10 protein-coding genes are annotated in these 8566 nt (G+C 72.3%); 4 read left to right on the top strand and 6 right to left on the bottom strand.

Going from position 1 to position 8566, the window contains the following annotated elements:
* Nucleotides 1-235: 235 nt before the first annotated feature.
* The 5 genes from FV230_RS20390 to FV230_RS20370 form a co-directional block, all read right to left on the bottom strand.
* The gene (locus FV230_RS20390; protein WP_147729357.1) at nt 236-694 is read right to left on the bottom strand and encodes a response regulator; all 459 of its coding nucleotides are present in this window, start codon (nt 692-694) and stop codon (nt 236-238) included.
* Nucleotides 695-909: 215 nt separating this feature from the next.
* Entirely contained in the window at nt 910-1791 is an 882-nt protein-coding gene (locus tag FV230_RS20385; protein WP_147843687.1) for a dienelactone hydrolase family protein, read from the bottom strand.
* Nucleotides 1792-1872: 81 nt separating this feature from the next.
* Nucleotides 1873-2286 carry a hypothetical protein gene (locus FV230_RS20380; protein WP_147843686.1) on the bottom strand — a complete coding sequence of 138 codons (414 nt, stop codon included), beginning with the start codon at nt 2284-2286 and terminating at the stop codon, nt 1873-1875.
* 150 nt (nt 2287-2436) lie between these two features.
* On the bottom strand, nt 2437-2946 hold the full coding sequence (locus tag FV230_RS20375; protein ID WP_147843685.1) for a DUF192 domain-containing protein: 510 nt from the start codon (nt 2944-2946) through the stop codon (nt 2437-2439).
* Nucleotides 2946-3554 carry a cold-shock protein gene (locus FV230_RS20370; RefSeq protein ID WP_147728637.1) on the bottom strand — a complete coding sequence of 203 codons (609 nt, stop codon included), beginning with the start codon at nt 3552-3554 and terminating at the stop codon, nt 2946-2948. Before FV230_RS20370 ends, FV230_RS20375 begins: the two co-directional genes overlap by 1 nt.
* A 379-nt stretch (nt 3555-3933) precedes the next feature.
* On the opposite strand from FV230_RS20370, the gene FV230_RS20365 reads away from it, so the two are divergent.
* Entirely contained in the window at nt 3934-4944 is a 1011-nt protein-coding gene (locus FV230_RS20365) for a heparan-alpha-glucosaminide N-acetyltransferase (protein WP_147843684.1), read from the top strand.
* An 18-nt stretch (nt 4945-4962) separates the two neighbouring features.
* Here FV230_RS20365 and efp read toward each other — a convergent pair whose 3' ends face one another.
* A complete protein-coding gene (gene efp / locus FV230_RS20360; protein WP_147728635.1) occupies nt 4963-5529 on the bottom strand; it encodes an elongation factor P in 567 nt (188 codons plus the stop codon).
* Nucleotides 5530-5731: 202 nt separating this feature from the next.
* Between efp and epmA the strand changes: the two genes are divergently transcribed.
* From epmA to FV230_RS20345, 3 genes are read left to right on the top strand one after another with little or no spacing between them, the layout of a single operon-like run.
* Nucleotides 5732-6787 (top strand): EF-P lysine aminoacylase EpmA, encoded by a 1056-nt coding sequence (epmA, locus tag FV230_RS20355; RefSeq protein WP_147843683.1) that lies wholly within the window; start codon nt 5732-5734, stop codon nt 6785-6787.
* On the top strand, nt 6784-7854 hold the full coding sequence (locus FV230_RS20350; RefSeq protein ID WP_147843682.1) for a lysine-2,3-aminomutase-like protein: 1071 nt from the start codon (nt 6784-6786) through the stop codon (nt 7852-7854). Before epmA ends, FV230_RS20350 begins: the two co-directional genes overlap by 4 nt.
* A 4-nt stretch (nt 7855-7858) precedes the next feature.
* Nucleotides 7859-8479: a glutathione S-transferase family protein gene (locus FV230_RS20345; RefSeq protein ID WP_147843681.1), complete on the top strand. Its 621-nt coding sequence runs from the start codon at nt 7859-7861 to the stop codon at nt 8477-8479.
* Nucleotides 8480-8566 lie beyond the last annotated feature (87 nt).

Genomic DNA, 8566 nt, shown 5'->3' with positions numbered 1-8566 from the left:
CTCCTCGTCTCGGTGCTGCCCCCCGCGGCCGCGGCGGGCAGCACCGAGACGAGGAGGCCGAACAGGCCCGCGGCCAACGGGCCGCGATGGTCTTTCAGGAACATGGACGGCTCGATCGCTTCGAGAAGGGGGGCAGACCGCTCGCGGGCCGGCATAGCAGATTCGGCCCCCGGGGCGATGCGCCGGCCGCCTCGCGGCAGGCCCTGCACCGGGGCGGGGTTCGCACGGCGAAGCCTCAGGGTTCGAGGGCGTGCGGGACCAGCTTGCCGCCGGGGCCGATCACCGACGGCCCCGTCGACGATCCGGCCGGGCGCCCGGCCGCCTGCTCGACCCAGGCCAGGATGTCCTCGGCCCGCCACGGTTTCGGGATGAAGGTCGCCGAGACGCGCAGGTCGCTCGGCTGGTCGCCGGCATCGCCCGAGGTGAGGAGCACGCGCACCCGCGGCCACGTGACGCCGATGATCCGCGCCAGCTCGAAACCGCCGATCGGTCCCGGCGTGCGCACGTCCGAGAAGACCACGCTGACCTCGTCGCCGCGATCGTTGAGGATGGCAAGCGCCCGCTCCGCCGTCTCCGCCTCGATCACGGTGAAGCCGGTTTCCTCCAGGAGGGTCGCGGCGAGGAAGCGCTCGTCCGGCTGATCCTCCACCACGAGGATGACGGGCTTCTGTCCGGGCGGGTTCACGTCGGTCATAGCCGGGACACTCTAAGCGGGCCGGATGGTCGGCCCCTCGGATCGGTCGTTCATCGCCATCGTCGATGCGAACGGGGGTCGACCCGTGCGTGCACGCGCCGCCCGGCCCCATCCTGGCATAAACCGGTCGTCCCCGCCGTGTCGGATAGGGCACACAACCCTGAAGGAGCGTGCCGGAGCCGCCGTGACCGCTGGTCGCGGCCCGTCGGCGCGACCTAGCCGACGCCGTTCGCCTTCAGGAATGCGAGGGCGCGGCGCCAGCCGTCCTCGGCCGCCTCCTTGCGGTAGCTCGGCCGGTAATCGGCATGGAAGCCGTGCGGGGCGTCCGGGTAGACGACCAGCTCCACCGGCTTGCCGGCGGCCTTCGCCGCGTCGCGGGCGGCCTCGGCGGTCGCGACCGGGATGCCGGTGTCGGCGCCGCCGTAGAGGCCGAGCAGCGGTGCGTTGAGCTGGCCGGCCACCGATCCGGCGCTGCGCGGCTGGATGTCGGTCGGGTCGCCGCCGAGCGGGCCGTACCACGCGACCGCCGCCTTCAGGTCGCGGCGGTGGGCGTCGTAGAGCCAGGCGGCACGGCCGCCGCGGCACCAGCCCATCACCCCGAGGCGCGCCGGATCGCCCTTGGCGGCGGAGGTCGCCCAGGCGACGGTGGCGTCGAGGTCGCCGATCCACTGCGCGTCCGGCGTCTTCGAGATCACGTCGCGGATGATCAGCTTGGGGTCGGTCATCTGCGACAGGTCGCCCTGTCGGGCGTAGAGTTCCGGCGCCACGGCGCAGTAGCCGGCCTTGGCCAGGCGACGGCAGATGTCCTTGATGTATTCGTGGACGCCGAAGATCTCCTCGATCACCAGCACCAGCGGAAACGGCCCGGCCCCCTCGGGGACCGCGCGATAGCCCGGCATCGGCCCGTCGGCCGCCGGGATCCGCACCTCGCCGGCCTCGATCCCGGTGTCGTCGGTGTGGATGACCTGCGCCTCCACCGGCGTCACCGCGAGGGTGAAGCCGCTGATCAGGCTCGTCATCACGAAGCCCCGCCGCGACAGCGGCGGGACGATCAATCCGTCGAGGCCCTCGCCGCCGCCGTCGTTGTCGTGCGTCATGCCGTGCTCCTCGAACCCTCCGGCCAGCGCACCACGCCGCCGGGCCCGGGTCAACCGTGCGGAGCCGCCCGGGCGGGACGCTCAGGCGCCGGCGGAGACCCGTGCCGGCCGGCGCGCCGGCACCGGGACGGGCCGCGGCGCGGGCTGCGGCCGCAGCAGGTCGGCGAGCGCGACGAACCCATCGGCCTGCGGCGCCTGCCCGGCGCGGAAGCCGAAGCCGAGAGCGAAGGCCTGGCTCAGGCCGGCGTCGCGCGCAATGCCGAACGCGTCGAGCGCGGTCAGGAACGCCTCGCGGAACAGGCTCGGCCGGCACCAGCTCTTCTCGGCCATCTGCAGCGGCCAGTCCCACAGGCCCTCGGCGCGGCGGGCGGCGAGCACGTCGCGACCGATGAAGTAGCCGGTCGTGCGGTGTTCCAGGCCCTCGCCCGACAGGGTCCAGTCGGCGTTGCGGAACAGGACGGCCTTTGCGCAAGAGGCGATAGTTGCGTCGATCATCGGGATCCTCGCCACCTTCGCGGAAGAGGCGCGACGATCGCGCGCCTGTTCCACGTGGAACATACGAGGAACAGTGATCCGCAACGGAACGGGCGTCAAGCGCGATGTTCTCGATGCGTTCATATTTTCCCGGCGCCACGGCGCTCCGGGTCAGCGTTCCTGGAACAGCGGGTGCTCGACGCGGTCGCCGGCCTTGATCCCGAGCTTGGCGGCGATGCCGGCATTCAGCTCCAGCACCGAGAGCACCGGCTCCGGCGATGCGATGATGGCGGTCGACAGCGGCTCGGTGTCGGCAGCGACCCGGGCGATGGTGCCGTCGGCGCGGATGAACAGCATGTCGAGCGGCAGGTAGGTGTTCTTCATCCACATCGCGACCGGCTCGGACCGCTCGAAGTCGAACAGCATGCCGTGGTTCGGCGCCATCGTGCGGCGGAACATCAACCCGCGGGTGCGGCCGGCATCGTCGCGCATCACCTCGACGTCGAAACGGTGGGTGCCGTCCTTGGAGCGGATGCTCAGCGGCTCGGTCTGGCTCTTGGCCTGTCGCGCCTCCTGGGCCGAGGCGGGAGCGAGCGCCGACGGCAGGGCGGCTATGCCGAGGAGGCCGAGGGCCAGGCCGCCGGCGAGAAGGTTTCGGACGCGAGACAAGCGCAACACCATCAATGCGAGGACGGAACGGCTCCGTCGGGCAGCCGGACCTCGGCGGCCATCACGCCCTTGGAGCCGTCGCCGTATCGCACGAGCACCGTCTCGCCGGGCTTCAATTCGGCGATACCGTAGCGTCGCAGGGTTTCCATGTGCACGAAGATGTCCGGCGTGCCGTCGCCCCGCGTCAGGAAGCCGAAGCCGCGCAGGCGGTTGAACCACTTCACCACGGCGGTCTCGAGCCCGCTCGTCGGCGTCACGCTGACATGGGTGCGCGGCAGCGGCAGCTCGGACGGGTGCGTGGCCGAGGATTGGTCGAGCGACAGGACCCGGAAGGCCTGCCAGCCGCGGGCGCGCTCGGTCGCCTCGACCACGATGCGGGCGCCCTCGCTGGCGTTCTGGTGGCCGTCGCGGCGCAGGCAGGTGACGTGGAGCAGCACGTCGGGCATGCCGTCGTCGGGGACGATGAAGCCGAACCCCTTGGCGACGTCGAACCACTTGATCCGGCCCGACACCTCGACGAGGTCGAGCGGCTCCTCGACGTCGGCCTGCGATGAGGCGCCGATGCCCGCGCCGTCCGTTGCCCGTGAGCTCGCCGGCCCTGATCCGAACCCGTCAGACATGTCGATAAGCAACCTACACCGAATCGCGACGTGCGTTTCCCGGCCAGGATTAACGAAGTCTTGAAGCGGCGAAAGCCTCTTTGCCCGGCAGGCCTGGAGGGTCCGATGGCAATGGCCGGCCCGATCGGCACGCTTCCGCAGCGATCCGTGCCGGTTCGGCGAGCATCGAGCAGGCCCAAGTCCGTGTCCGGACTCACGCTTTTGCGCCGGCCGACCCCATCGGAACGCTCCCGGCGCAAACAACCGAGTTCGGTCACTTTCTCGTGACTGTTGCTGCGGCGCAGCAGGTGGCGGGAGCACCGTCGACGCGCCGTCCGCCGCACGAATCTTCGGAGCCGCCCATGGCCGCGCGCAGCGAATGGTGCTTAGGGGGCCGGCCATGCCACCCGATCCCACATTCGCCCCGACGAACGCGCCGGAAGCGCCTACCGTCGCGTCCCGCCGGATCCCGGCGATCGATGCGGGGCGTGCCGCCGCGCTCGCGGCGATGGCCGCCTATCACCTGACCTGGGACCTCGGGTACCTCCGCCTCACGCCCGAGAACGTCGCGCTGTCGCCCGCGGGGCGGGTCGCGGCGCACGTCATCGCCGGAACGTTCTTGGTCCTGGTCGGGGTCGGTCTGGTGCTGATGAACGGCCGCGGCGTGCGGCTGCGGCCGACCGCCCTGCGGCTGCTGCGGGTCGGCGGGGCGGCGGCGCTGATCACCCTGGCGACGTTCTACGCCTTCCCGGACAGCTTCATCTTCTTCGGCATCCTGCACTGCATCGCGGTGTCGAGCGTGCTGGCGCTGCCGTTCCTGTTCGTGCCGGCGGTGGTGACGGCGCTGGCCGGCGCACTGGTCGTGGCGCTGCCGCACCTCGTGGCGCATCCGCTGCTCGATGCGCCCGCGCTGTTCTTCCTCGGCCTCGGCCGGCTGACGCCGCAGACCAACGACTACGTGCCGCTGTTCCCGTGGTTCGGGATCGTGCTGCTCGGGGTCGCCCTCGGCCGGATCGCCCTGCCCTGGTTCGCGCGCTCGCGGGCGGGTCTCTGGCAGCCGCGGAGCCGAGGCGCACGGGCTGCGACCTTCGCCGGTCGCCACAGCCTGGCGATCTACCTCGTGCACCAGCCGCTCCTCCTCGGGGCGCTGACGGGCCTGGTCGCGCTGACCGGGCCGCATCCGCGCGCCGGGCTGGCGAAGTTCCGGGCGGACTACGTCGAGACCTGCACCCGCACCGGGGGCGAGCCGGGCTCGTGCCGGATCGCGGCGCGCTGCACCGCCGACGCCCTGCGCAGGGAGGGCCTGTGGTCGGTGGAGGGCCGCGGCTTCACCGTGCCCGAGCGCATGCGGGCACAGGGCCTGTCGCAGCGCTGCTACGAGGCCTCCGAGGGCACGGCGCCGCCGCCGTAGCCCCCCGCTCCGGATGCCTCAGTCCTTGGCGCGCTCGACGTAGGCGCCGTCGGCGGTCATCACCACGATGCGGGTGCCGGCGGCGATGTGAGGCGGCACGGTGGTGCGGACGCCGTTCGACAGGGTGGCCGGCTTGTAGGAGGACGAGGCGGTCTGCCCCTTCATCGCCGGCTCGGTCTCGGCGACCTCGAGCACGACGCGCTGCGGCAGCTCGATCGTCAGCGCCACGCCGTTGTGCTGCGAGACCATCACCGCCATGCCCTCCTGCAGGTAGGGGGCGGCGTCGCCGACCACGTCGGCCGGCACCTGGATCTGCTCGTAGCTCTCCGGGTTCATGAAGTGGAACCCCTCCGAGTCGCTGTAGAGGAAGGTGTGCTCCTTGTCCTCGACGAAGGCGCGCTCGACCTGCTCGGTGGTGCGGTAGCGCTCCGACACCTTCACCCCGTCGGTGATGCGGCGCATGTCGAGCTGCGTCACGGGGGTGCCCTTGCCGGGATGGATGTTCTCCGCGAACAGGATGACGTAGAGCTTGCCGTCCTTATCGACGACGTTGCCCTTGCGGAGGGTAGAAGCGATCACCTTCACGGGGTCAGGTCCTGCGTTGACAAGGCGGGGTTCGCGCGCCTAGCGCGGTGCCCCGCGGGAGAGGCATATCCCTCGAGAGCGATATCGGGCTCCGGCACTATCCTATCCGCGGCCCGGTTGCCAGCCGCGCCAGTATCGGTCCGCCGGGAGCGCGCGTGTTCGAAGCCGGAAACGTCCGATCCGCCGATCGCAGGGCAGCCCGGTGACGGCGGCCCCCTCCCCGTGGTGGGCGCCGCACCGGCACGCCGACCGGCGCCCGCTGCTGATCCTGCGCAACCGCATCGCCCATGCGCTCCGCGGCCACTTCGCGGCCCGCGACTTCGTCGAGGTCGAGGCCGCCTGCCTCCAGGTCTCGCCCGGCAACGAGGCGCATCTCTCCGCCTTCGCCACCGAGGCGATCGGCGGCGACGGGCTGCGCGCGCTGCTCTACCTCCACACCTCGCCGGAATTCGCCTGCAAGAAGCTGCTGGCGGCCGGCGAATCGCGGCTGTTCAGCCTCGGCCACGTCTTCCGCAACCGCGAGCGCGGGTTGCTGCATCATCCCGAATTCACGATGCTGGAATGGTATCGCGCCGGCGAGCCCTACGCCGTGCTGATGGCCGATTGCGCCGACCTGCTGCGGCTCGCCGCCGAGACGGCGGCGACGGCGCGGCTGCGCCATCGCGATCGGACCTGCGATCCCTTCGCCGATCCGGAGCGGCTGACGCTGGCCGACGCCTTCGACCGGCATGCCGGCATCGACCTCCTCGCCACCCTGTCGCGGGACGGCGCCACCGACCGCGACGGGCTCGCCGCTGCGGTTGCGCAGGCGGGCCTGCGGGTGGCCGCCGACGACACCTGGGCCGACCTGTTCAGCCGCGTGCTGGTGGCGCGGATCGAGCCGCATCTCGGGCACGGGCGGCCGACGATCCTGTGCGAGTACCCGGTGAGCGAGGCGGCGCTCGCCCGCCCGAGCGCGGACGACCCGCGGGTGTCGGAGCGGTTCGAGCTCTATGCCTGCGGCGTCGAGCTCGCCAACGCCTTCGGCGAGCTGACCGACGCCGCCGAGCAGGGCCGGCGCTTCGCCTGCGAGATGGCGGAGAAGCATCGCGTCTACGGCGAGACCTATCCGATCGACGACGACTTCCTCGACGCCTTGGCGGTGATGCCGGAGGCGTCGGGCTGCGCGCTCGGCTTCGACCGGCTGGTGATGCTCGCGACCGGCGCGCCGCATATCGAGGACGTGATCTGGACCCCCGTCGCGGGCGGAACGCGATGAACCGCCCGCTGCGCAGCCCGGACGAGCTCGCCGCCGCGGGCCTCGTGGCGGCGGCCGACCTGCCGGCCCTGCGGGCGGTGGCCGCGCGCTACGCCGTGTCGATCACCCCCGACATGGCCGAGCTGATCGACGCCGCCGACCCGCATGACCCGATCGCCCGCCAGTTCGTGCCGCGGGCGGAGGAAGTCGTCACCGCGGCCGAGGAACGCGCCGACCCGATCGGCGACGCCGTCCACGAGAAGATGCCCGGCCTCGTCCACCGCTATCCCGACCGGGTGCTGCTGAAGCCGCTCCACGTTTGCCCGGTCTATTGCCGCTTCTGCTTCCGCCGCGAGGTGGTCGGGCCGGAAGGCGCCGGCACGCTGAGCGAGGCCGAGCTCGATGCGGCGCTGGCCTACATCGCCGCCGACCCGGCGATCTGGGAGGTGGTGCTGACCGGCGGCGACCCGTTCGCGCTCTCGCCGCGCAGGCTGGCCGACATCGCGCGGCGGCTCGAGCGCGTGCCCCACGTCAAGGTCCTGCGGGTCCACACCCGCGTGCCGGTGGTGAGCCCCGCCCTGGTGACCGACGCTCTGATCGCCGCGCTGAAAGGCTTCGGCCGGGCGGTGTTCGTGGCCCTGCACGCCAACCACGCCCGCGAGTTCGGCGCCGAGGCGCGGGCCGCCTGCGCGCGGCTGGTCGATGCCGGGATCCCGATGGTGAGCCAGACGGTGTTGCTCGCCGGCGTCAACGACGATGCGGCGGTGATGGAGGCGCTGATGCGGAGCTTCGTCGAGAACCGGATCAAGCCGTACTACCTGCATCACGGCGACCTCGCGCCGGGCACGGCGCACCTGCGCACCGGGCTCGATGCCGGGCAGGCGCTGATGCGCACGCTCCGCGGCCGGCTTTCGGGGCTGGCCCAGCCGACCTACGTCCTCGACATCCCCGGCGGCCACGGCAAGGTTCCGGTCGGGCCGGGCTACGTCGCCGCGGACCGCGACGGCACCCGGATCACCGATCCGAACGGCGGCGTGCATGCCTATCCGCCCGAGCCGTATCGGCCCGAGGCGAGCGAGCAGGAATAAGCCGATGCGCAGGCTCTGGGGGCGGGCGAACTCCGTCAACGTGCAGAAGGCCCTCTGGGGGCTCGACGAATCCGGCCTCGCCTACGAGCGGGTCGAGGCCGGCGGCGCGCACGGCGTGGTCGCCGACCCCGCCTACCGGGCGATGAACCCGAACGGCCTAGTGCCGGTGCTGCAGGAGGACGACTTCGCCCTGTGGGAGTCGAACGCGATCCTGCGCTACCTCGCGGACGGGGCGGAGGGCGTGCTCCGCCTGCCCGACGACCGGCGCGAGCGGGCGCAGGTGCAGCAATGGCTCGACTGGCAGGCGACGAGCTTCACCCCGGCGATGCGCGACGCGTTCTGGCAGCTCTACCGCGCCGCGCCGGATGCGCGCGACCACACGCTGATCGCCGCCTCGCTCGAACGGTCCGAGGCCCTCGCCGCGATCCTCGACCGGCACCTCGCCGACCGAACCTTCGTCGTCGGCACGCGCTTCTCGATCGCCGACATCGCGCTCGGCTGCGCCGCCCACCGCTGGCTCGCCCTGCCGGCGGAGCGCGTCGAGCGGCCCGAGATCCGGCGCTGGTACGCGGCGCTGGTGCAGCGGCCCGCCGCCGCCCGGATCTTCGCCGCGCCGATCAGCTGACGCCCGCACGTCCTCGCCGATCGGCCTTGCCCCTGCCCTGCTCAACCGTTGCCCGCCTTGCCCCCGCCCCTGCGCGACCCACTTGGG

Source organism: Methylobacterium sp. WL6 (genome assembly GCF_008040095.1).
Taxonomy (GTDB): domain Bacteria; phylum Pseudomonadota; class Alphaproteobacteria; order Rhizobiales; family Beijerinckiaceae; genus Methylobacterium.
The sequence above is the reverse complement of the archived record's forward strand: the minus strand, read 5'-3'. Positions and strand labels throughout refer to the sequence as shown.

Excerpts from the sequence above, each read along its gene's own strand:
- FV230_RS20390 (WP_147729357.1), bottom strand. The coding sequence starts at position 694 with ATGACCGACGTGAACCCGCCCGGACAGAAGCCCGTCATCCTCGTGGTG.
- FV230_RS20385 (WP_147843687.1), bottom strand. The coding sequence starts at position 1,791 with ATGACGCACGACAACGACGGCGGCGGCGAGGGCCTCGACGGATTGATC.
- FV230_RS20380 (WP_147843686.1), bottom strand. The coding sequence starts at position 2,286 with ATGATCGACGCAACTATCGCCTCTTGCGCAAAGGCCGTCCTGTTCCGC.
- FV230_RS20375 (WP_147843685.1), bottom strand. The coding sequence starts at position 2,946 with ATGGTGTTGCGCTTGTCTCGCGTCCGAAACCTTCTCGCCGGCGGCCTG.
- FV230_RS20370 (WP_147728637.1), bottom strand. The coding sequence starts at position 3,554 with ATGTCTGACGGGTTCGGATCAGGGCCGGCGAGCTCACGGGCAACGGAC.
- FV230_RS20365 (WP_147843684.1), top strand. The coding sequence starts at position 3,934 with ATGCCACCCGATCCCACATTCGCCCCGACGAACGCGCCGGAAGCGCCT.
- FV230_RS20350 (WP_147843682.1), top strand. The coding sequence starts at position 6,784 with ATGAACCGCCCGCTGCGCAGCCCGGACGAGCTCGCCGCCGCGGGCCTC.
- FV230_RS20345 (WP_147843681.1), top strand. The coding sequence starts at position 7,859 with ATGCGCAGGCTCTGGGGGCGGGCGAACTCCGTCAACGTGCAGAAGGCC.